Annotated in this window: 28 protein-coding genes and 1 pseudogene; 27 read left to right on the top strand and 2 right to left on the bottom strand. The window is 27.1% G+C overall.

Annotated features, from left to right (window positions below):
• The first annotated feature begins 191 nt into the window (after positions 1-191).
• The 21 genes from QOZ93_RS07305 to QOZ93_RS07205 all read left to right on the top strand — a co-directional run bounded on the left by QOZ93_RS07305 (position 192) and on the right by QOZ93_RS07205 (position 17686).
• Entirely contained in the window at positions 192-1436 is a 1245-nt protein-coding gene (locus QOZ93_RS07305; protein WP_307355694.1) for a phage portal protein, read from the top strand.
• On the top strand, positions 1414-2004 hold the full coding sequence (locus QOZ93_RS07300) for an HK97 family phage prohead protease (RefSeq protein WP_111941968.1): 591 nt from the start codon (positions 1414-1416) through the stop codon (positions 2002-2004). The genes QOZ93_RS07305 and QOZ93_RS07300 overlap by 23 nt, the downstream gene beginning before the upstream one ends.
• A 55-nt stretch (positions 2005-2059) precedes the next feature.
• Positions 2060-3136, top strand: a complete 1077-nt coding sequence (locus tag QOZ93_RS07295) for a phage major capsid protein (protein WP_111941970.1) — start codon at positions 2060-2062, stop codon at positions 3134-3136.
• A gap of 44 nt (positions 3137-3180) precedes the next feature.
• Complete coding sequence (locus QOZ93_RS07290; protein WP_111941972.1) at positions 3181-3471, top strand: head-tail connector protein; 291 nt, start codon at positions 3181-3183, stop codon at positions 3469-3471.
• Positions 3464-3805 (top strand): phage head closure protein, encoded by a 342-nt coding sequence (locus tag QOZ93_RS07285; protein ID WP_111941974.1) that lies wholly within the window; start codon positions 3464-3466, stop codon positions 3803-3805. Before QOZ93_RS07290 ends, QOZ93_RS07285 begins: the two co-directional genes overlap by 8 nt.
• Before the next feature lie 2 nt (positions 3806-3807).
• The gene (locus QOZ93_RS07280) at positions 3808-4167 is read left to right on the top strand and encodes an HK97-gp10 family putative phage morphogenesis protein (RefSeq protein WP_111941976.1); all 360 of its coding nucleotides are present in this window, start codon (positions 3808-3810) and stop codon (positions 4165-4167) included.
• Between the two features lie 10 nt (positions 4168-4177).
• Complete coding sequence (locus QOZ93_RS07275) at positions 4178-4540, top strand: prohead protease (RefSeq protein ID WP_111941978.1); 363 nt, start codon at positions 4178-4180, stop codon at positions 4538-4540.
• A gap of 42 nt (positions 4541-4582) precedes the next feature.
• Positions 4583-5176 (top strand): major tail protein, encoded by a 594-nt coding sequence (locus QOZ93_RS07270; protein WP_111941980.1) that lies wholly within the window; start codon positions 4583-4585, stop codon positions 5174-5176.
• A 61-nt stretch (positions 5177-5237) separates the two neighbouring features.
• Positions 5238-5612: an RNA polymerase subunit sigma gene (locus QOZ93_RS07265; RefSeq protein ID WP_111941982.1), complete on the top strand. Its 375-nt coding sequence runs from the start codon at positions 5238-5240 to the stop codon at positions 5610-5612.
• Between the two features lie 125 nt (positions 5613-5737).
• The gene (locus tag QOZ93_RS07260) at positions 5738-5854 is read left to right on the top strand and encodes a hemolysin (protein WP_307355693.1); all 117 of its coding nucleotides are present in this window, start codon (positions 5738-5740) and stop codon (positions 5852-5854) included.
• Between the two features lie 16 nt (positions 5855-5870).
• Entirely contained in the window at positions 5871-6893 is a 1023-nt protein-coding gene (locus QOZ93_RS07255) for a phage tail tape measure protein (RefSeq protein WP_307355692.1), read from the top strand.
• A 101-nt stretch (positions 6894-6994) separates the two neighbouring features.
• Positions 6995-7726 (top strand): HNH endonuclease, encoded by a 732-nt coding sequence (locus tag QOZ93_RS07250; protein WP_111941986.1) that lies wholly within the window; start codon positions 6995-6997, stop codon positions 7724-7726.
• A gap of 233 nt (positions 7727-7959) precedes the next feature.
• Positions 7960-10356, top strand: a complete 2397-nt coding sequence (locus QOZ93_RS07245) for a phage tail tape measure protein (protein ID WP_307355691.1) — start codon at positions 7960-7962, stop codon at positions 10354-10356.
• Positions 10357-10375: 19 nt separating this feature from the next.
• Entirely contained in the window at positions 10376-11242 is an 867-nt protein-coding gene (locus QOZ93_RS07240; RefSeq protein WP_111941990.1) for a phage tail family protein, read from the top strand.
• Between the two features lie 4 nt (positions 11243-11246).
• Positions 11247-12359 carry a siphovirus ReqiPepy6 Gp37-like family protein gene (locus tag QOZ93_RS07235; RefSeq protein ID WP_307355690.1) on the top strand — a complete coding sequence of 371 codons (1113 nt, stop codon included), beginning with the start codon at positions 11247-11249 and terminating at the stop codon, positions 12357-12359.
• Between the two features lie 4 nt (positions 12360-12363).
• Positions 12364-14376 (top strand): hypothetical protein, encoded by a 2013-nt coding sequence (locus QOZ93_RS07230; protein WP_111941992.1) that lies wholly within the window; start codon positions 12364-12366, stop codon positions 14374-14376.
• A 13-nt stretch (positions 14377-14389) separates the two neighbouring features.
• Entirely contained in the window at positions 14390-14776 is a 387-nt protein-coding gene (locus QOZ93_RS07225; protein WP_111941994.1) for a hypothetical protein, read from the top strand.
• Position 14777: 1 nt separating this feature from the next.
• A complete protein-coding gene (locus QOZ93_RS07220) occupies positions 14778-14912 on the top strand; it encodes an XkdX family protein (protein ID WP_111941996.1) in 135 nt (44 codons plus the stop codon).
• A gap of 107 nt (positions 14913-15019) precedes the next feature.
• Positions 15020-15433: a phage holin family protein gene (locus tag QOZ93_RS07215; RefSeq protein ID WP_307355689.1), complete on the top strand. Its 414-nt coding sequence runs from the start codon at positions 15020-15022 to the stop codon at positions 15431-15433.
• Positions 15434-15469: 36 nt separating this feature from the next.
• A complete protein-coding gene (locus QOZ93_RS07210; protein WP_307355688.1) occupies positions 15470-16261 on the top strand; it encodes an N-acetylmuramoyl-L-alanine amidase in 792 nt (263 codons plus the stop codon).
• Positions 16262-16660: 399 nt separating this feature from the next.
• Positions 16661-17686 (top strand): ornithine cyclodeaminase, encoded by a 1026-nt coding sequence (locus QOZ93_RS07205; protein WP_111942002.1) that lies wholly within the window; start codon positions 16661-16663, stop codon positions 17684-17686.
• A gap of 208 nt (positions 17687-17894) precedes the next feature.
• Here the strand turns inward: QOZ93_RS07205 and QOZ93_RS07200 are convergent.
• Both QOZ93_RS07200 and QOZ93_RS07195 read right to left on the bottom strand, forming a co-directional pair.
• Positions 17895-18152, bottom strand: a pseudogene (locus tag QOZ93_RS07200) (FAD-dependent oxidoreductase); the annotation flags it as partial.
• Complete coding sequence (locus QOZ93_RS07195; RefSeq protein ID WP_307355687.1) at positions 18149-19159, bottom strand: sulfide/dihydroorotate dehydrogenase-like FAD/NAD-binding protein; 1011 nt, start codon at positions 19157-19159, stop codon at positions 18149-18151. The gene QOZ93_RS07195 and the pseudogene QOZ93_RS07200, both read right to left, overlap by 4 nt.
• 337 nt (positions 19160-19496) lie before the next feature.
• Here QOZ93_RS07195 and QOZ93_RS07190 point away from each other — a divergent pair, with 337 nt between their 5' ends.
• The 6 genes from QOZ93_RS07190 to QOZ93_RS07165 all read left to right on the top strand — a co-directional run bounded on the left by QOZ93_RS07190 (position 19497) and on the right by QOZ93_RS07165 (position 22673).
• Positions 19497-19841, top strand: a complete 345-nt coding sequence (locus QOZ93_RS07190; RefSeq protein ID WP_307355686.1) for a hypothetical protein — start codon at positions 19497-19499, stop codon at positions 19839-19841.
• A 498-nt stretch (positions 19842-20339) separates the two neighbouring features.
• The gene (locus QOZ93_RS07185) at positions 20340-20855 is read left to right on the top strand and encodes a hypothetical protein (protein ID WP_307355685.1); all 516 of its coding nucleotides are present in this window, start codon (positions 20340-20342) and stop codon (positions 20853-20855) included.
• Between the two features lie 561 nt (positions 20856-21416).
• On the top strand, positions 21417-21716 hold the full coding sequence (locus QOZ93_RS07180) for a hypothetical protein (RefSeq protein WP_307355684.1): 300 nt from the start codon (positions 21417-21419) through the stop codon (positions 21714-21716).
• 177 nt (positions 21717-21893) lie between these two features.
• On the top strand, positions 21894-22022 hold the full coding sequence (locus tag QOZ93_RS07175; protein ID WP_307355683.1) for a hypothetical protein: 129 nt from the start codon (positions 21894-21896) through the stop codon (positions 22020-22022).
• A complete protein-coding gene (locus QOZ93_RS07170; protein ID WP_307355682.1) occupies positions 22000-22236 on the top strand; it encodes a hypothetical protein in 237 nt (78 codons plus the stop codon). Before QOZ93_RS07175 ends, QOZ93_RS07170 begins: the two co-directional genes overlap by 23 nt.
• 155 nt (positions 22237-22391) lie before the next feature.
• Positions 22392-22673 (top strand): 50S ribosomal protein L7/L12, encoded by a 282-nt coding sequence (locus QOZ93_RS07165; protein ID WP_307355681.1) that lies wholly within the window; start codon positions 22392-22394, stop codon positions 22671-22673.
• The last annotated feature ends 220 nt before the right edge of the window (positions 22674-22893 follow it).

Here is a 22893-nt window from a genome sequence, read left to right as displayed (position 1 = left end):
AATTTACTTAAAAAGACTATTTTAAATGACATTTTTGTTATGGAAATAGTCTTTTTTATTGGACTTATTATTATTATTTATACCAATTTCAAGATAAGTTTATATTTTGGTTTATACTTTTTAGGAATTAGCTTAATAAGCTTTAGTATATTTTTATATAAAGTTACGGAAAAGAGGTGAAATAAAAATAAATGATCTTTGATAAATTAATCGAAAGAAGAGACACTGATGTAAATGAGTGGAAACAAGTATATTCTTTTGAAAATGGATTTGATATTACACCTTTTGAAATGGAAATGAAAGAAAGTACCTATTTTAGTTGTATAAATGATATATCTCAAGATATTGCTAAATGTACGTTACAAATAAAAAAAGAAACCTCAAAAGGAGAAACATTAGCAAAAGAACACTATTTATATGATTTATTAAGATTAAGACCTAATCCATATATGAGTGCTATAGATTGTTATAAAGCATTTGTCGCATTATCTAAGCATCGGGGATATGCAGGATTATTTATAGAGAGACAAGGCGGTAAGGTTAAAGCATTATATCCAGTAAAAATAACTAATTGTACAATTGATAATGTTGGACTAATTAAAAGCTGTAAGAGTAATAAAATTTTATGGGATTTTGAGAGTGTAGATGGTGAAATAGGTTCTTGCTTTGATAAAGATATAGTTATTCTAAGAGATTTTACACTTGATGGAATAAAAGGTAAAGCAAATAGAAGTATACTATCTGAAAGTTTAGATAGTAGTTTAAAAAGCCAAAATTATTTAAATAAGCTTTTTACTAATGGATTAACTAATAAAATAGTAGTTCAGCTAACATCAGATATTAAAGATGAAAAAGAACTAAAAAAAGTACAAGGAAAGTTTGACAGAATTTATTCGAATAATGGTAGTATATTTACTATTCCAGCAGGATATAATATACAACCTCTCAACCTATCTTTAAGTGATGCACAATATACTGAGTTGAGAAAACTCTCTAAAGAAGAAATAGCTATGTCTTTTAGAGTACCTTTGACAAAACTAGGATTCATAAAAGAAAATGCTAGCTCTGAAGAACAAGACAGTATAAAATATCTAACCGAATGCTTACTTGTTATATTTGAACAAATAGAGCAAGAAATGGATTGGAAGCTACTAACACCAACTGAAAGAGCAAAAGGTTATAAAATAAGATTTAATGTAAATGTATTGCTTAGAACAGATAGCAAAACACAAGCAGAAGTAATAAGTACATTTGTGAAAAATGGAGTTTATGATTTGGACTATGCTAGAGATATTTTAGGAGTAGAAAAAATAGGAGGAGAAGTTATAATAACATTACCTTCAGGACAAGTTTTATTAAAGGATTTATTAGAAGGTAATGTAAGTTATTTAAATAAGAAAGGAGTTGATAAAAGTGAGAGTAGAGATAAGGAATAACTATGCAATTATAAGAGGCTATATAAATGCAGTTGAAAGAGATAGTAGGGAAATGCCAACAGCCAAAGGTAATTTTGTAGAACAGGTTAGAAGTGGTACATGGAAAAATGCAATATCAAAAAAAGAAGATATACCTCTATTATTAAATCATAATAAAATGAGAAAATTAGCAACTACGAAAGAGGGAACTCTAAGACTTACAGAGGATAATATAGGACTTTATGCTGAAGCTAGGGTATATGATAAAGAAGTAATAGATAAGGCTAAAAACAATAAATTAGTAGGCTGGAGTTTTGGGTTTTCTAAGTTAAAGGATAGTTGGGGTAAAACTGACAATGGAGTAGATAGAAGGTATTTAGAAGAAATAGACGTGAGCGAAGTATCAGTATTAGATGATACTAGAACACCAGCTTATTATGGAACATCTATAGAAAATAGAAATAATGAAGAGATAAGTATAGAACAAAGAAGTTTTTCTGATAATGTTGAGATTTACATAGAAAAAGACAAAGAAGATCAAGAAAAAGAATTAAAACTTAAATTATTAGAATTAGAATTAGAGCTGTAATTATAACAGTTCTTTTTTTTATATAAAAAATTATTAAAAGAAAGGTGAAAAAAGAATGGGATTAGAAGAATTAAGAGCACAATTAGAAGATAAGAAGGTAGAAATCAGGGAGTTTATTAAAAAGAAAGAAGCTGATAAGGCCGAAAAAGCAGTTGAAGAAAAAAGAGAGTTAGAAAAGTTAATTAAGATAGTAGAAGAAGAACAGGAAGAAGAAAAAAGGGATTTAGAAAATCAAAAGAAAAACAAGACTAAAAGAACAGAAGAAGTAGACGAATTTAGAGCAATAATAAAAAATATCATGGGTGAAGAAATAACTCCAGAGGAAAGAGCAACAATAAAAACATCTGATAATTCAGCTATAATTCCTAAGCAGTTTGTAAATAAGTTACAGGAGATAAAAAAAGGTTTTGGTTCTTTGAAAGATTATTGTGATGTTATTCCAGTTATTAAGAATGATGGTACAATTCCAATTGTAGATGTAGATCAAAATGAATTACTAGAAGTGAAAGAAGGAGATAATATCGTTGATGGTAAGCTTGTTACTAAAGATTTATCATTTAAATGTGCAAAATATGGTTTAATTCAATCATTGTCTTCTGAAACTGTAGATGATGCAGAAATTGAAATCGAAGGATTAGCTAAAAAGAATTTTATTGAAATAGTAACTGTATGTGAAAATACAAAAATATTAGATATAATTAAAAATAATGCAACTGAGGTAGTAGGGGCAACAAGTTATGAGGATATTGAAACTGTAATGGATACAGCATTACCAGCTATTAAAACTGGTTTAATTACATTAACTAATACAAAAGGATTTGCATATTTAAAGAATTTAAAAGATAAAAATGGTAGACCATTAAATTTAGTGACAGAAATAAACGGTAAGTTTTATTTTAATGGTAAGGAATTAGTACCAGCGGATGATACATTATTACCAGCTTCAGAAGGAAAACATATATTTTATAGTTTAAATTGGAAGGAAGCAGTTAAATATTTAGATAGAAAAGCTGTTACAATAGCTAGAAGCACAGAAGCAGGTTTTGAAGATGATACAGTTAAAATTAGGATACTTGAAAGATTTGGAGTAACAAAGGGATCAACAAGAAGTATAAAGAAAATAGAGTTTTAAGAGGGGGTTAAGTCCCTTCTTTTTTTATTATGGGAAGTGATTAAATGGTTGATTTAAAAGATATGAAAGATCATCTAAAAGTTGACTATGAAGATGATGATAAATTAATACAGGACTTAATAAAAGAAACTGAAATATATATAGATTCTTGTGTTGGAAAAAGATACAAAGGTACAGATAAAGAGAAATTAGCAGATATATTATTAAGAAAAATAGTAAAAGACTTATATGATGATAAAGGATTATATTTAGATAGTAAAAAGTCAAAAGGATATGATAGAATTTCAAATACTATATTAGATATATTATCAAATGTAGGTGATGAAGATGGCTAAATGTAGATTAACTGAAAGAATAATTATAGAAGAATATATTTCTAATAATCAAAATGAAAATGGCTTTGATATAGAAAAATGGCCAGAGTATTATTCATGCTGGTGTAATTATAAAACAGTAAATGGCAAAGAATATGAAGCAGCAAAAGCCACACAAGCACAAAATATAGTTACCTTTACAGTTAGATATTGCAATAAAATAAAAGCATTGTTAGAAAAAGATGCCACTAAAAAATTTAGAATTAAATATAAAGACAAGATTTTTAATATTGAATATGTAAACGACTTTCAAAATAGACACGAATGGATAGATATAAAAGCTACAGAGGTATAAATATGGATGGTATAGAAATTGAAGGTATGGAAGAATTTACAGATATGCTAGAAGGCATGACTATAGATGAAGCAGATGAAAAGAAGGCTATAAGAAATGCCATTAGACCAATTGCGGAAGAAATTGAAAAGAATACACCAATAGGTTCAACTGGTAAACTAAAAAAAATATCTAAAACAGTTAAAAAGGAAGGTTTAGCAACTGTTGGTATTGTTAGAACAAAAGCTTTTTATGATATATTTCAGGAGTTTGGCACAAGTGAACAAAAGAAAAATGTAGGTTATTTTGATAGAAGTGTTAAAAATAAGGAAGATGAAGCATTGAGTATATTAGCAAAAGAATTGTTAGATAAAGCAAAGTAGGTGATTATATGTGAATATAAAACAATATTTACTTAAAACATTAAAGAATAAAGAAATATTAAATTTATTACCAGACAAAAGAGTTTATTTTCTTCATGCTAATAATCCAAACAAAAAATTATATTTAGAATATGAAATAGTTAATGAATTTGGTACCCAGTATAGTGAAGGGGAAGAAGAATATACAACGTATTTAGTGCAAGTTGATATATTTAGTATAGGAGATTATACAGAGTGTGAGGAAACAGTTAAGAAAGTAATGATACAAAATGGATTTAGTAGAGATACAGCAGTTGATCTTTACGAAAAGGATACAGGCTTATATCATAAGGCAATGAGATTTAATATAAGTTTACCAACTAGCGAAAGCTAGTTATTTTTATGCAAAAATTAAAAAATGAAAGGATTTGATTAGATGGATAATGAAAAAGTAGTTCCTATAGTGGACCTAAAAAAGTTATATGTAGCGGAAGTAATTCAAGATGATGAAAAAGGTGTTAAGTTTGGAGAACCAAAATATTATGAAGGAATTAAAGAATTAGCTTTAAAGCCTAAAGTGAATTCTGATGAATATTATGCAGAAGGAATGTTGTGGTTAAGTGAAACAACTTTAGCAAACATAGACGTAGAAGTTAATATAACAGATTTAAGGAAAGAAGAAGAAGCATTTTTATTAGGACATAAATTAGCTGTAGAAGGTGGAATTATAAGAAGTGCTAATGACAAAGCTCCAGAGGTAGCTTTGCTTTATAAAGCTATAAAAGGAAATGGAAAAGCTAGATATGGAATATTGTACAAAGGTACATTTACAATAAGTGATGAAGATTACAAAGGCAAAGAAGGTAAAACGAATTTTCAAGCGAAAAAGTTAAAAGCAACTTTTGCACCACTTCACAATAATGAAATGTGGAATTATAAAGTTGATGAAGAAGATAATATAACAGATGAAAAATTCTTTAAATCTGTTATGATTCCTACGGTTAAACAATCTGTTGAAGAACACCATTAATTTTAAAAGGTAGATTAAATTCTACCTTTTTCTATTTCAATAAAGGAAAGGATGTATAAATATGATAGATAAAATAATAAAACAAAAAATAGGCAATAAAGACTATAATTTTAAAATGACTAATAAAACTATTCGTAAAATTGATGAAGCATATGGAAATTATGGTTCAGTAATTTATGGACTTATGGAAGGAAAACAATTTTATACAAATGCTTTAAGATTATTAAGTAAGAGTTGTATAGATAAAGAAAGAAAATGTATAGATAAAGAAAATAATAAATATGAAGAAGTTATAAAGGAGTGGGATATTGAAGAATTAGAAGAAATAATAACAGGTGAGCAATATCAAGAAATTACAAAAATAGCAATTGAACTATATTTGAATTATATGGGTGTTAATGATGATGATAATAAAGAAGAAACTGAAAAAAACTAAATGACCAGCCAAGGACTATTAAGGATTATGAAATAGACTTTGACTGGTTATTTTATATATCTAAAGTACATTTAAATTATACAAAAGAAGAATTTTGGGATAGTACACATGCAGAAATATATAATATGTGGAAGGCCCATATAAAATTTAATGGCTGGAAAGTAAAAAGTGATGATGAAAATAACACTTTAAGCGATACGAATTATAAAAAAGTAAACATTGAAGATATATCATTCTTATAGAAAGGAGGTAAGCTAATTGGCTAGTAATACAGAGAAACGTATAACAGCAAAAATGGTCTTAGATTCTACTGGCTATAATGATAAATTAAAAGGTCTTAATGCAGAAATGAAAAAACATCAGGCTGAACTTAAATTAGCTAGTGAAGGTATTAAGAGCTTTGGCAAAAATTCTGAAAAACTTAAATCTGTACAAGAAAGTTTATCTAAACAAGTTGAATTGCATAGTAAAAAAGTAGATTTATATAAACAAAGTATAGAAAAATCTAATACTAAAATGCAAGAGAATATTAAAACTAGAGATAAATTAAAAGAAAGTTTATCCAAAGCACAAAGTGAACTAAAAAAAGTGATAGATACACATGGCAAAGAATTACAAAGCTATATAAAAAATAGAGAAGAATTAAGCAAATTAAATAAAGAATATGAAGTTGCAAAAAAGAAGTATGGTGAAAATAGTGTAGAAGCTAAAAAATTAAAAGAGCAAATAAATAAACTTGAAAATGAACAAAAAAAGCTTGTTGTAGGTAAAGAAAAAGAAGTAAAAGCATATGAGAAAGCAAAACAAGAAGTTGAAAAAACAACAAAAGAATATGAAAAAAATGAAAAAGCAATAGAAACAAATGCTAAACAAATACAAGGATATGAAACTAACTTAGCAAAAGCTAAAACTACAATGACTAAAGCAGAAGCAGAATTAAATAAAATTAATACTGAATTAGATAAGAGCAATAATAAATGGTTAAAAGCTAGTGAAGAGCTTAAAAAACATTCGGATAGGCTTAAAAATGTTGGTGGAAAAATTGAAGGTATAGGAAGTAAACTAACAACTCATGTTTCGGCACCATTAGCAGCAGTTGGGATAGCTAGTGCTAAAGTAGGAATGGATTTTGAAGCTGAAATGTCTAAAGTACAAGCTATTAGTGGAACAACAGGGGAAGATTTTAAAAAGTTAAAAGCTAAAGCAGAAGAAATGGGAAGTAAAACTAAATTTAGTGCTACTGAAAGTGCTGAAGGACTTGAGTATATGGCGATGGCTTAAAACATCGGGTCATCTAAAATTCGGCAAAATCGGTGAACACTAAGTTTACAAATATTTCGCTACTTGATATAACAGTATTAAGAAATGGCGAGGTGGAAAATATGAAGAAAGAACACGTATTTAAAAATGGAATAGAATATAAAGAATGTTCAACATGTAAAAGAATATTAGAACTTAGTAATTTTTCAAAAAATAAACCTTCATGGGATGGATTTAAACCTTACTGTAAAGAGTGTGCAAGTAAAAAGGGAAAGATCTACAGGAAGGAAAATCATGAGGATGATTTGAGAAGAAAAAAAGAATGGTACTCAGATACTAAGAACATGATAGAGGAAAGAACTAAAAAAGAATTAACACTAGGTTTTAAGATATGTAGCAAATGTAATAATAAATTGGAAATAAAGAAATTTAGGCAAAGACCTAATGGGGGATTTTTTACAGTATGTAGAGAATGCGAAAATAAATATAATAAAAATTACAGAAAAGAAAATCCAGATGTTTATAAAGCAAATCATGCTATATCAGAGCAAAGAAGAAGAGAAAGATCCAAAGATGTTGTTTCCAACTTTACTAATATTGATTGGAAGATATGCAAAAAATTTTTTAACAGTGAATGTGCTTATTGTGGAAGAAAACTTAAAAATCTAACACAAGACCATTTTATTCCTTTATCTAAGGGTGGCAATTATACAAAAGATAATATAATTCCAGTATGTAGAAATTGTAATTGTCAAAAGCACAATAAAGATTTTTACACTTGGTACAAAGAACAAAAATTCTATTCCAAGGAAAGAGAAAATAAAATAATAAATTATTTAAGAACCTTTAAATAACGTGCTTTTTTCTTTATGTAAATATGTCAACACCGAGGTAACTTAATAGATTGCGAAAGGCTATTAAGCACCGTAGAGCGTAGGAGATGAATAAATATAATTCTCCCAAGAGTGCCGAACACGATTAGTTATAGATTAATCTGAAAACCTAACGTAATAACGAGGGTGAAAATGTACGCCGACCTTATAGGAAACTATAAGAACTATAGGATAAAAAGCCTTTAGGATAACACATGGGATGGAAAACACAAGATATGTTAGATGGACTACCTCCTATATTAAATTTAGCTATAGCTTCTGGGGAACAACTTGGAACTACAAGTGATATTGTAACAGATGCCTTAACTGCTTTTGGTTTAAAAGCTAAAGATGCGGGAGTGTTTTCTGATGTTTTAGCATCAGCAAGTAGTAATGCAAATACTAACGTTGGTATGATGGGAGCAACATTCCAATATGCAGCACCAGTTGCGGGAGCCTTAGGCTATAGTGTACAAGACACTGCAATTGCTATAGGGTTAATGGCTAATGCTGGTATTAAAGCAGATAAGGCTGGAACAGCTATTAGAACTGGACTTACTAACTTAGTTAAACCAACAGATTCTATGGCTATTGCTATGGATAAATATGGTATAACTGTTAAAAATACAAATGGCAAGATGAAACCATTTCGGCAACTTATAGGAGAACTTAGGGGGAAATTAGGAAAATTAGATAAAGCAACTCAAGCAAATGTAGTGTCAACTATATTTGGTAAAGAAGCTATGAGTGGTTGGTTAAGTATTATAAATGCAAGCCCACAGGATGTTGATAAACTTACTAAAGCTATAGACACATCTAAAGGTGCTACTGATAAAATGGCTAAAACTATGAGTAACAATGCAAAAGGTAGCATTACTGAAATGAAAAGTGCATTAGAAGGTGCAGGTATAAAAATATTTGAAGTAGTAGCACCTAGTATTACTAACTTAGCTAAGCAAGTTAGTAATATGGCTGATAAGTTTAGTAAATTAAGTCCAAAAACACAAGAAACAATTGTAAAAATGGCTGCACTTGGAATTGCAACTGGACCACTTATTGGTGGAATAGGCAAAACAATTAAAGGCGTTGGAAATTTAGCAGGTGGTTTATCTAAATTAACTGGGTTTTTAGGGAAAACTAAAACTGCTACAACTGCGGTGAATGGAGCAACAACGATTGCTACAAAAGGAATAAGTGCTATGGGGTTAGTAACAAAAGCTGGTGCATTATTATTAAATCCTTGGACAATTGGTATAGCAGCAGTAGGAGTAAGTGCTTATGCATTACATAAACATTTGTCTAAAGAAACGGTACCAAGTGTTGATTTATTTAATAATAAAGTAAAAACAACACAAACAACTTTTGATAGATATGGTAACAAAATACAAGTAGCTACTACTAGAACTATAAACTTTGCAAATAGTACGAAGAAAGCAGTTGGTGGCTTTATATCGTTAAATAATGGAGCAAAAAAACAGTTAACTAATTTATATGTAAACTCTACTACAATAACAGATAAAACAGCTAAAGAATTAACTTCTAAATATAAACAAATGGGAGAACAAATAAAAGCTGGAGAAGATAAGAAATATCAAGAAAGATTAGAAAGTTTTAAAAAATTCTTAGATAATAATAAAAATATGAGCGATAAAGACAAAAAACAAGCATTAGAAAGCATGGAAAAAGCTCATTTAAATCAGCAAAAACAAACTTATAAATATACGAAACAAATACAAGATATTCTAAATAAAGCTAGTAAGGAAAAACGTGCTTTAACTTTAGATGAACAAAAAAAAATAAATGAAATTCAAGAAAAAATGAAAGTTGAAGGTATTAAAAAACTTTCTAAAACAGAAGAAGAAAGCAAAGTTATATTAAGCAGAATTAAGAGTTATGGTAGTAGGATAACGGCTGAACAGGCAAGTGAAGTAATAAAAAATGCAGAAAAACAAAGAAAAGAATCTGTAAAAAATGCAGAGCAACAACACAGTAAAACAGTTGCACAAATAAGAAAGATGTGTGATGAAGATAAGTCTATAACTAAAGATCAAGCTGAAAAGATGATTAAGGAAGCAGATAGACAAAAACAGGAAAGTATAGATAAAGCAAATCAATTAAAAGATGGGGTTGTTGGGAAAATGCGAGAACAGAATAGTGAAATTTTAAAAGATATTAATACTAGTAATGGGGAAATTAAAACGAATTGGGATAAGTTAAAAAGTTGGTTTACTAATAATCCTATAGTTAGATGGATTAAATCCAAAGTTGAAGAACCCGCTACAACTAGGAATGTAGGGCATAACTGGACAGGTAATAAGTTTTGGGAAGGCGGACTAACTTATTTACATGATGCACCAGGCAGAAATAGTAATTATGAACTATATGATTTACCACGTGGTACTAGAATGTTTAACCATGATGCAAGCGTTGATTTAGTTAAACAAACAGCAGAAAATGTAGCTACTAAAGTTGCAAATTCTATATTAAAAGGATTTAATGGAGGTACTAATGGAATAAATGTTACTCAAAATATTTATGCTCCAACGCCTAGTCCAAGCGAAATTGCAAGACAAACTAAAAATAATTTAAGAGAATTATCTCTAAGTTTTTAAAAGATTGAGGTGGTGGTAATTGAATAAAAAAGAAAAGTTTATATTTGAAAATGAGAGAGGGCCACAAATTGAGTTTTCTATTTGGAGTCCTTTTTTCTTGCAGAATATAGATGGAATAAGTGGATTAAAAAATATAATCTATAGCAATAAAGGTATGGAGCAAGACGGTTCTACTTATACAGGAAGTACATTGGATAATAGAAATGTAGTTATTCAAGGTGCTATAACAGAGAATAGAGAAATTAATAGGGAAAAGTTATTAAGTATAGTTAATCCTAAATTAAGAGCTAAATTAATATACGATAACGGAAACATAAAGAAATATATAGAGTGTGTTGTAGAAAATGCACCAACAATAACTAAAGAAAATAAACCTAAGTTTCAAATAAGTTTATTATGTCCTAATCCTTATTGGAAAGACTATATTGATTCTAAGGTAAATATAGCACTATGGAAGGGAGATTTTCATTTTCCTTTAGTAATGCCTAAAGCTGGTATTATCATGGGCCACAGAGAGCCTTCTTTAATTGTTAATATAGAAAATAAAGGACAAGTTAGAACAGGTATTGTAATAGAATTTTATGCACGAGGAACATTAAAAAACCCTTCTTTGTTTAATGTAAATACTAGAGAATTTATAAAAATAAATAAATCTATGATTGCAGGTGAAAAAATTATTATCAATACCAATTTTGGAAAAAAGAAAATATTAAGTATTAATAATGGAATTGAAACAAATATAGTAAATTATTTAGATATTGTAGGTGGTGGAGATACTTTTCTGCAATTAAATGTAGGAGATAATTTATTTAGATACAATGCCGATGAAAATTTAAATAATTTAGAAGCTACTATTTACTATAATAATAATTATTTGGGAGTGTAGAAGTATGGAATTATACATACTAAATAGAAATTTAGAATTAAAAGGTATATTAGATACGTTTAAATCTCTAATATGGATTAAAAAATATAATAAAACAGGACAGTTTGAGTTGCATTGCTCTTTAAATTCTAATACTTTAAAACTTTTACAAAGAGAAAATATAATATTTAAAAAAGATGATCTTGAGGCTGCTTATATAGAAACTAGACAATTAAGAATAGATAATAATGGACAAGAGTATTTACAACTAACAGGTAAATTTCTAACTAATTATTTAGATAGGCGTATTAGTTGGAATAGAATTGATTTTACTGGTACAACTGAAAAATTGATGCGAAAACTTATTCACGATAATGCTATAAATCCAGATAATGAGAATAGAAAAATACCTAATTTAATTTTAGGAGATTTAAAAAATTTTACAGAGAATATTAAGTATCAAAACTCTTTTGGAAATATATTAGAACAACTAGAGAATATAAGTAATACAAGTGTATTAGGTTATAGAAATTTATTGGATATAAAAAATAGGAAAATAATATTTGATGTGTATAAAGGCATTGATAGAACTATAAATACTGGTGCAGAACCTTGTATTTTTAGTAGAGATTTTGAAAATATATTAGAACAAAATTACTATGATAGTTTAAATAATTATAGAAATACTTGCTTGATCGCAGGAGGAGGCGAGGGGAAAGATAGGACACTAACATCTATAGAAGAAGGAAAAGGACTTAACAGATATGAGTTATATGTAGATGCTAGAGATATACAAGCTACTAAGGAAATAAAAAAAGGTGATACAACAGAAGAAATTCCTATACCAGTAGATGAGTATCTACATATTTTAAAGCAAAGAGGTAAAGAGAGATTAGAGGAATATAAAGAAATACAAACATTTGATTCTAAGATAAATATTGATGGAAATAATAAGTATAAAAAAGATTTTGACTTAGGAGATATAGTGACAGTAGTAGATAAAAAATGGGAAATACAGTTAAATGCAATGATAACAGAAATAGAGGAAATTTATGAAGAAAAAGGATTAGAAATCAATATAATATTTGGAAATAATATTCCTAATTTAATAGATAAAATCAAACAGAAAACGAGGTAAATATATGGAGAAGAGTGGATTTTTCAATGCGGTAATAAGCAACGAAGGTGTACCAGATAGGTCTTATTTAGCTGAAGATTTTGCAGACTATTTTTCTACTTTCATTGGAAATGGTATATTCCCAAATCCAACAACTAAGCTACAAGTAGTAGCTATAGATAACGATATGCAAGTTAGAATTAAAGAAGGTAAAGCATGGATAAATGGATATAAATACGAAAATACAAATGATCGTATATTTATTTTAGAACCTGCAGATGGTGTACTTAATAGAATAGATAGACTTGTATTAAGATTAGATTTTTTAAAGAGAGAAATAAGATCATATATAAAAAAAGGTGAATATAATAGTAAAGCTAATTCACCAAGTTTAACTAGAAATTCAGATATGTACGAATTAGCATTAGCTGATATACAAGTAAATGCTGGAACAATAAAAATTACTCAAACAGATATTACAGATTTAAGATTTAACAAAGAACTATGTGGATTAGTGCATACTACAGTAGATCAGATAGATTCTACTGTTATTTTTAATCAATTTCAAAGTTGGTACTCTAATAAACAAAGTGAATTTGATAAAAATATAGACACTTGGACAGATAAAAAAAAGAAGGAATTTGAAACATGGATAACACAAAATACGCAAAGCTTTTTAGATAAGTTAAACAACTTTTATGATACTAATAATAAAGAATTTAAAAAATGGTTTAATGCTCTTAAAGAAAAGTTAAAGGGTGATGTTGCCACTAATTTATTAAATGAAATTTCAGCAACAAAAGAAGAAGTTAAAGATAATAAAAAAGAAATTGATAATCTAAAAGTGAGCATTGAAAATACTGATAAAAAAATAGATAAAATTGAACTAACTGCGGCAAAAGTTACTATAAAAGATGCTGACAACTTGTTTAGTTCGAATGATGTTGAGGGGGCGTTAAAAGAGGTTTTTACAAGTGTCGATAATGGTAAAAAGTTATTGCGTCAAGCTATTATCGACAAAGATAATAAAGTTAGTGTATGCACGAACCCGAGTTTTAATGATTTAAAAAATTCCATAGGAAAAATTAAAACTGGTTATTCTACTGGTGATGTAATTCCAAATGATAAAATTAATATTTTAAGAGGTTTTTTTGAAGAAAGTGCATTTATAAGTAATGACTTTAAAAATGCAGTAATTCTTTCGGGAAAATCTTTGAAAGTTTTCAATGTTCACACATTTGAGCAAATAAAAACTATTAACGTTGAGGTGGATGTCAAAGAAATAATAACATATTTTAATGACAAAATAATATGTATTGAAAGTGGTAGATATTCTGGTTTTAAATCAATGCATTTAATATATGGTAACAATTCTTCAAAGCAGTTAATCTCAACTTCTACGCCGTTAGAACTTGCATTTAATCCTAGTCATAGTATTGAGTGGGGTGGAAAATACTTTGTAAAATATGATAATAAACTTCACGCATATGATTTAGATAATAAATTATATTCTTTTGATTTACGTGACGTCAATTTTATAATTGGAAAAACGAACGATGGTTGGATTGGGTTTGATGCTAATAAACTTGTTGTAACTTTTAATGATGATGGTACTAATCTTAAAAAACATGCTGCTACTACGTGTCCTGATTCAAATGATGTTGTATACGACGCTGATGGTAAATTTATTTTATATACTCAATATGAGAATGGATTAATTTGTAAACTTGATTCTGACGGACACACAATTAATATGAGAAAATCTAGTTCAAATTTTTCTAAATTACTCAAGTACGATAGTAATAACTATTTATATTTTTCTGATCCATACCGATCTGATAATTATAATATAAGTTTATTAACAGTGTATCCAACAATGCAAGTAAGTAATTTTTATTCAAGGTTAAATGAAATATTGAGTGTTACGTGTGATAGTTATACTAAATTAACTCATTGTTATCGATTTGATAGCAAAAATAAAACTATGTATCATTATAATTTTAAAGTATCACAAGATAAGGGCATTAAAATAATATGAATGGAGGTTTTTTATGATATATTTAGGAGATTTTAAAAAAGTAAATGAATTTGATTTTATAGTTAATTTCATTCATTATAAACCTAACGATCACGAGTATGGTTTAGATGAAAAAACATTACAAAAAGGGTATTTAATTGATAATTTACCTGTAGAAGTTGAAAAAGACAAAATATCTGAATTGCATTTTAATCCTGTAAAAAAAGAATGTTGGTATGTTTATAAAGAAAAAGAACAACTTCCAAAGACACCTGTTGAAACTTTACAAGAACAAAATAAATCATTGACACAACAATTATCACGAGTGTTAATAAGTTCTAAAAAAAGCGAAACGATGTTATTTAAACAAATAAATACTTTAAATATAGAAATGAATAAACTAAAAAAGGAAGGTAATTAATATGTACGATTTTTATAAAATGGGTTACGATGCAAAATATTTAACATTAGAGGAATTAAAAGATGCTACCAAATGGAATGTATTGAGTAAAGAGGATTTTAAAAAAATTACAGGTCAAGAATATATAGAAGAATAATTTATAAGGCAATAGATAGGACTAGGAATAGTCTTTTTTTATTGCCTTTTAATCTTAGAAATCAGGGAATCAAAAGTAACTATTATAATTAACTAGGAGAATATAAAATGACTAAAGAAAATATTTTTAACACTATTATAGCTAGTGGAGGAACTTTTTTTACTTGGTGTTTTGGAAATTGGGAAATTGGATTACAGGTATTAATTATATGTATGATTTTAGATTATATAACTGGTTTAATGTGTGCAACTAAAGAAAATCAGCTTAGTTCTGAAGTAGGATTTAAAGGTTTAAAGAAAAAATTTACAATACTAATAATATTAATATTGGCAGTTATGTTAGACAGACTTTTAGGACAATCCTGGACTTTCCGTACATTAGTAATCTATTTTTATATAGGAATTGAAGGAATTTCTATTTTAGAGAATGGAGCTAGATTAAATGCTCCTATACCTGAATCTTTAAAAAATGCACTTATTCAACTTAAAAATGGGAATAAAAAAAATATTTATAAAAAATAAAATAATTAACTTTAAAACAAAGGAGAGATTAAATATATGAAAATTGCAGTAAGAAGAGGACACCAAAAAACTGGACAAGATGGTTGTGCTTCTGGATTAGTTAATGAAATTATAGTTGCTGAAGATTATCACAATAGATTAATTTGTAAATTAAATGCTTTAGGTCATGAAGTTTTAGATGTAACACCACCTGAGGCAAATAGAACCTTAAGTAATAGTTTGTGGTATGGTATAGAAAAAGCTAACAAATGGAAAGCTGATTTATTCATTAGTTGTCATGTAAATAATGCATATAATAGCTTCAGTGGAGCATTAGGATGTGAGGTTCTATATTACAAAAATAGTTCTAAGGGCAAAGATTTTGCTATTAAGATTGAAGAACAATTATCAGCTTTAGGTTTTAAAAGCAGAGGAGCAAAAGCAGATGTAAGAAACTTAAGTGAACTTAAAAATACAAATTGCCCTTGTGTAATTATTGAACCTTTTTTCGTTGAAGCTACTGAAGATATCAAAATATATAAACGTGTTGGTGGTGAAGGAATAGCTAATGCAATATTAAAAGGTATTACTGGTAAAACAGTTTTAACTTCTAATAATACGACATCATTAAATACAAGTAATTGGTTAAACCTAGATGGTAAAACTGGAATATGTATAGGAAATGAAGTAAGAATAAGAAGTTCAAAAAACACCAACATAAGTACTAACATTTTAAGTTACTTAAACAAAGGAGATAAAGTTAAGCTATATAGGAAGGAAGGCGACTGGATACACATATATTACCCAAATCATGGCGGATATGTATCTGCAAAGTATATTAAATATTAAATAAATATGTTTTAAATTAAAAGGTATGGATTAGAAATTAATTCTAAGCTATACCTTTATTTTTGTAATTAAAAGTAAAAATGGATACACATGTATTGTAGATAATAAAAAATGATTATATAAAATTAGTAATAAAATAATTATTAAAGGCATAGTATACTATAGATGTTTTTAGATGTTATAAAAAGATTCTAGATCTCTTGAAATATTTAGCTTTTTATGTCGATAATATTTATCCTAACAATCATTGACATAAGTTTAACATTCTGATATATTGTTAATGGAAGTATCAAGAATATTCTAAAAATAACATTAAATAAGGAATATTCTTTATTTAATGTTTTTATAATTATTCAGCCGAATAGTTAGTATTAAAATATTATATAAGGGGTGTTAAATATGGAAACTTTAAAAACAAGGTATATTGATCTACCTACTATGGCAAAATATTTAAAGTCAGTTGGTTCTGAAAAAATTATAGAGCGTCTTATCCCATATTTGGAGGATGACTATAGACGTTGGAATGATTTTCATAAGATTCCAAGAACAGCACATCACACAGATATAGGTGTTCTAGAATTAATGCCTATAGGTGACTCAGAGACTTATTCATTTAAATATGTAAATGGACATCCTGAAAATCCTAAACGTAACTTTTTAACAGTAATGGCTATCGGTCTTTTAGCAGAAGTATCAACTGGATTCCCATTGCTTTTAAGCGAATTGACTTTAACAACTGCAATTCGTACAGCTGCTAATTCAGTAATGGCTGCAAAATATTTGGCTAAACCTAATCCTAAGAAAATGGCTCTAATCGGAAATGGATGTCAAAGTGAATTCCAAGCACTTGGTTTTCATCACGTATTAGGTATAGAAGAAATTTATTGTTATGATGTAGATCCAGCTGCTACTGATAAATTAATGGACAACCTAAAAGATGTAAAAAATCTTAAGTTAATAAAATGTAATAGTGTAAAAGAAGCATGTAAGGGTGTTGATATTATAACAACTATTACTGCAGATAAGAAAAATGCTATAATTATTACTCCTGACATGGTTGAACCAGGTATGCACATAAATGGTGTTGGTGGAGATTGTCCAGGAAAAACAGAACTAGATTCAGAAGTTCTTCATATGGGAAATGTATATGTTGAGTTTGAACCTCAAAGTCGTATAGAAGGAGAAATTCAACATATGGATGAAAACTTTAAAGTAACTGAAATTTGGAATATAATTAAAACTGGAAAACCTATAGATAGAAAACCTGATGAAATCACTATTTTCGACTCAGTAGGTTTTGCTTTAGAGGATTATTCAATGTTACGTTTAATGTATGATATTGCTAAAGATGAAAATATAGGTGAACCTCAAAGTCTTGTACCTATATTAGAAAATCCTAAGGATTTATATAGTATGTTAAGATAAGAAATCAGATAAAACAATAATTTGTAAGTAAAAATCCGGGCAATTAGTTATATGCTCGGATTTTTGGATTTTCCAAAGAGGTTAGATAATACTTAAATTAAAAATATATAATTACTGTTGAAAATTGAAAAAGGTTTACCTAAAATGGATTATTACTTCTTCAACAGAAAAGTAATGTGTTTAGGAATGGTTGCAATTCTATGTAGCATGCATGTTCATGACCAGGGAAATTCACATTTTTATGAAGAGAATTTGCATCGGTTAACTTTATAAGATCTCCAGCACCTAGGGCCATAAGCTCCTCTGATGCAGTGAATCTACCATTATTTCTCATTATTCCACCAACGTTACCCAGACCTAAAACCATATCAGTTTTCTCATACAAATGAACTTCTGCTCCTGCTTTTTTTGCAGTAAGAGCAGCAGCGCATCCACTCCAACCAGCTCCTACTATTATTATCTTCAATATAATCGCCTTCCTTCAAAAATATATTTAGGATCAGTTTGCATTTTACACATTCTTCTTACCAAGTCATCATTATTTCTTAATGTACAACAACCACAAACTCCTTCACCACAACACATCTTTGCATTATTACAGCAAGTAAATTTAATCTCTGGCATAGTATTTTCAGCATTTATTTTATCTACAACTCTCATAGTCTTATAATTAACTACATCTAAACAAGAACAATGAACAAGGGCAGGTTTTCTTTCTAAGATAGTATTAATTAAAAATTGTTGAAACTCCTTAGGCAGATTTCCTTTATCAAAAGTATTAATAAAATAAGCTTCCTTTGCATACCTATTTAAATATTCCTTAATAAAACAGTGATCATAGTGACCATTATCTATAACCGCAATTACATCATTATTTTGATTGTGAAGTCTTTTTAAAATTGGAATTAAAGGAGCGGCGCCAATACCTCTACAAATTAATATACAAGTCTCGTTTTTCAAATTATCATAATGTCTTAAACCTAAAACACCATTCCAGAAAGGACCTTTAACTAATATTTCATCATCCTTTTCTAGCATGAAAAGTTTCTCAGTTTTAACACCTTTTTTTTCTATAGCAACAATGATTTGATTTTCTTTTGTATTAACATCCATTATAGAAATAGGTGAACCAAACATAGGTTTATCCTCTGGTCTTCTTAAAAACACATAACTTCCTATAGAAGTAAGATTTCTAACTAAATAATCATCTGTCTTTATAACAAGTACAAATAAATTTTCATTATGTCTAATTTTATCAACTACGGTGCCTTTAAAATATTTTCTACCTTCTTTAGCTTTATAACCATTCCAAGCGAATTCCTGATAGATGCAAACCCCTTTCCAATGTGGACAATGACATTGATTACATGATTTATTTAAGTTATTACAAAGAATACAATCCCCAGTTTCGGCCAAATGGCAAGGACAAAACTCACTACCAGCATCTATACAAGTAAAGGGTTCAAAACTCATATGTTTTCCTCCAATAAATACTATACTAATAAATTATTTTGAACACCTTTATTTCGTTACATAAAATTTTAAAAAACAAGTTTTTATAAATTTTTTAAGTAAAAAATAACTAGAAAATATTAATGTTCACTTAAAATTTTTACTTGTTTTTAGAAGATGATTTAAGTGAATCAAAAATGTTAAACGTCTATTAAAAAACACAAAGAAATTTAAAATATAACAAGTCTATAAATAATAGAATATTCAAAAAATGGTAACGTGAAATATATTATATATTTAAAAAGGAGGATTTAGTAGGAGTTTATTAAATTAATAAACTTTATAACTAAATATAAATATGGATATAAAAGATTATTTTAAAGATGATACTATTTCTGAGATACCAATAGAAAGGTTTATGGAATTAAGAGAAGACCATTTAGAAAATTTATATGATGAAAGTTCTGATAATGAAAGAGTAAATATATTTTTTGATTTACTACATGAATATAATTATCTTAAAAATCTAAATGCAAGAAAGGAAATAGTACATATTTGTTATCTTATATCATACTATATTCTTTTTAATCTGAAACCCAATTGGTCTGTAGAGATTGCTATGAAATATGCTAAAAAAGTAATTTATTATAATGATATTTCAGGTTACCATGAATGGATAGCAATAGTTAAAAGAGGGATTTAAGTTTTAAAGAGTGGCTATATTAAAAAAGTGTGGAACCAGTCCAATATAGTACTTTTTAAGTTTATTTATAGAGTTATGAAGAAGCATATGGATTATATGTATAAGTATTTTAATAGTTTTGAATCTCTTTATTTTGTTATATAAATTTTGAGGAATAAATCTGCGTATTTTTAAAAATACAAAATTGATAAAAATATTTTTGAATATAATTATTAAAAATATTTCAAATAGGGTAAAACTTCAAGAATATGGATACAGTTTTTAGTTTATTATACGAATTTAATGTAGTGTAGATTTTTTACATGCAATAATAAAATCATTTAAAAAGTGTACATTTATAAGTAAATATTAATAAGTATAATGAAGAAGTAAATGAAGTTAAAAATAAATTGAGATATTTTACAAATTCAAAATGCAATGTACAATATTTGACAAAAACTTAAATAAGTGTACAATATTTTAGGGAGAGGTATAAATATATATAATAAATTAGATTGAATGAAGTATGTTGGAGGAAATGATATGGACAGTTTATGGCCTCAAAATTTTGAATGTAGCTGTGATGGAAAAAAATTTCCTAATGTTATACTAGAAAATCAAGCTGCTTTCTTACCTAAATTAACTAATAATTTATTATATGCAAAAGTTTTGCCTGAATATGATTATAAATCTGAAAATGACATAATAAATCCATTTTGTAATAATACTGAATGTGCTTATTCTTTTAAGGTAACTAGTCGGGATTTTAAGGATTGTGCATACTGGCTTTTTTCAATAAGTTATGGTACTTCCATTTACCCATTAAAAATAACAATGAAAAATGTATTACTCAATGAGATATTAACAATAGATCCTCAATTCAATTATATACAATATAAAACATTTAACTATATAAGTGTAGAAAATGAAAGAGAATTTAAAAAATATATACAGTTAATATTTAATAGCAATACAGTAAAATTAATAATATATCAGCTAATGAATATGTGTAAGCAATTAAAAGATCAGTTATAATATATAATTAATAAAAAGGATAAAATTGTGTTTATAGGGGATAAAGTTTTACAACAAAAAGAAAAGGTTTTCTTGATAGGGCAAAAATAGTATTTTAAAACATATAGTAAATCATAATGAGATTAATTTAGAGTATTTAGTAGTGCGATTTTACATATAGGAAAACATTTAATAAGAATTGGCTTATTAAGAATTATGTAAATATAAGTTAAATAAGAAATTAAAAAATAATAGAATTCATATAAAAGAGATTATCTTAAATAAAAATAAAGTTTTTATTTAGAGATAGTCTCTTTTTAGTATTATAAAAACTTTTAAAACAGTTTTAAAAGTTAATTGAAAGAAAAATAAGACGTATTCATAAATCATTAAATATAAATAAAGGATAAAAGGAAGAAAAAAATTAATAATAGTAGATTTTTAGGAAATATTAAAAGTATTAATTTTGTTAAGAATTTTATATTGATATAAAGAAATACTATAAAAATTGTATTGTTTTTAGAAAATTTATGATAATATTAATATAAATAATATTTTAACAACGAGAGGTGCAGCAAAAATATGGAAAAATATATTATAGTACAAAATAATAATATAAAAGGGATTTTAGATAGTAAGGATCAAAAATTAAATGATGTATTAAAAGAATATGAAAGTTGCATTAAAAATGAAGAGGTTAAGGTATATGAAGAAGGAAAGTTATTGGAAAATTTGAATGAAACTGAAAAAAGTAAATATTTAAATGGTACTTTGGATAATAGCTCAATAATTCAAGTTTTGGTTAGAAGATGTGAAGAGTCATGTAACATAAATCAAGAGCAATATTTTTATTATGATGAAGATTTTTATGACTATGATTAATTTTATTAGAAAAAGGATTTATTTATATAGATGTATTAAAAAGTAAATATTTTATAGTAATAAAGAGTGCTTAGGTTACTTAAGTGCTCTTTAATTTTTGTTGAATACTTTATATGTATAGTATATAAAATTTAGAAAATTCCAAAAATAATTTTATAACTTTAGGGGGATATAAATATGGCTACATGGATTGCTCATATGAGAGTAGCAGAAAAGATATTGAATACTAGAAAGGACTTTGAAGTTGAATCATTTTTACTTGGAAATGTTGGCCCTGATTCTGGTGTACCAATCTTTATTTTATAAAGTATTTCAACATGTAAAAGAAGTTCCAGATTATCTAGACTATTTTCCTAAAGGTGCATTTACTAGACAAGTAAAATACATAACAGAATTTTATTTAGGAGAAAATAATGAAAATAAAGATAATTTTGTATATCTAAGTAAGGAAGAAATGGATAACTTTGTAGAAGAAAGGTCAAGAAAAATAATCGAGAAAATGAAAATAAAAGGTTTATAAAGAAACTAAAATTTAAAAAGAGTCATTATAAAGAAAATATTGAGAAATAGTTAAAAGTAATATATACTATGAAGGAAATAATTTTATAAATAAGTAAAAAATACATAGCTTATTTTATCAAATTACAATATTAATTATCATAAGGGGAAAATGAGATGGACAACATGTATATTTATATAGCTATTTTAATTTTAATGAATTTAAGTATTTACTTTACTGTAAATAGTGCTATTAGTACTTTTTCAAAACAAATTAAGCGTATGAATTCAAAAATAGATAAAATTGCAGAAAAACTAGATGTAGAATTTGAAAATATAGATGATGAATTAAGAGAACTTATAAAAGCAGGTAAAAAAGTTCAGGCCATTAAAACTTATAGAGAATTTTCAGGGGCAAATTTAATAGAAGCAAAGCAGTATATAGACTCTTTGATGTAAGAATTTAAATTAAAATTAAGATTATTTTAAAAAAAGCATCCAAATAAAGGACGCTTTTTTTATATTTGTAAAAATTTGCCGTTGAAAGTTATGCCAAATTATGATAAAAATATAGTAACGAAGGAGGTTCTGTTAATTAATTATGAAAGATTAACTATCTCAATCGCAAAATTACGAATTTAAGCGTTAGCTTGGAATAATTATATATATAAATTTAAAA

Source organism: Hathewaya limosa, assembly GCF_030815255.1.
Taxonomy (GTDB): Bacteria; Bacillota; Clostridia; order Clostridiales; family Clostridiaceae; genus Hathewaya; species Hathewaya limosa.
Note: the sequence above shows the minus strand (reverse complement) of the source record. Positions and strands in the feature narration are given on the sequence as shown.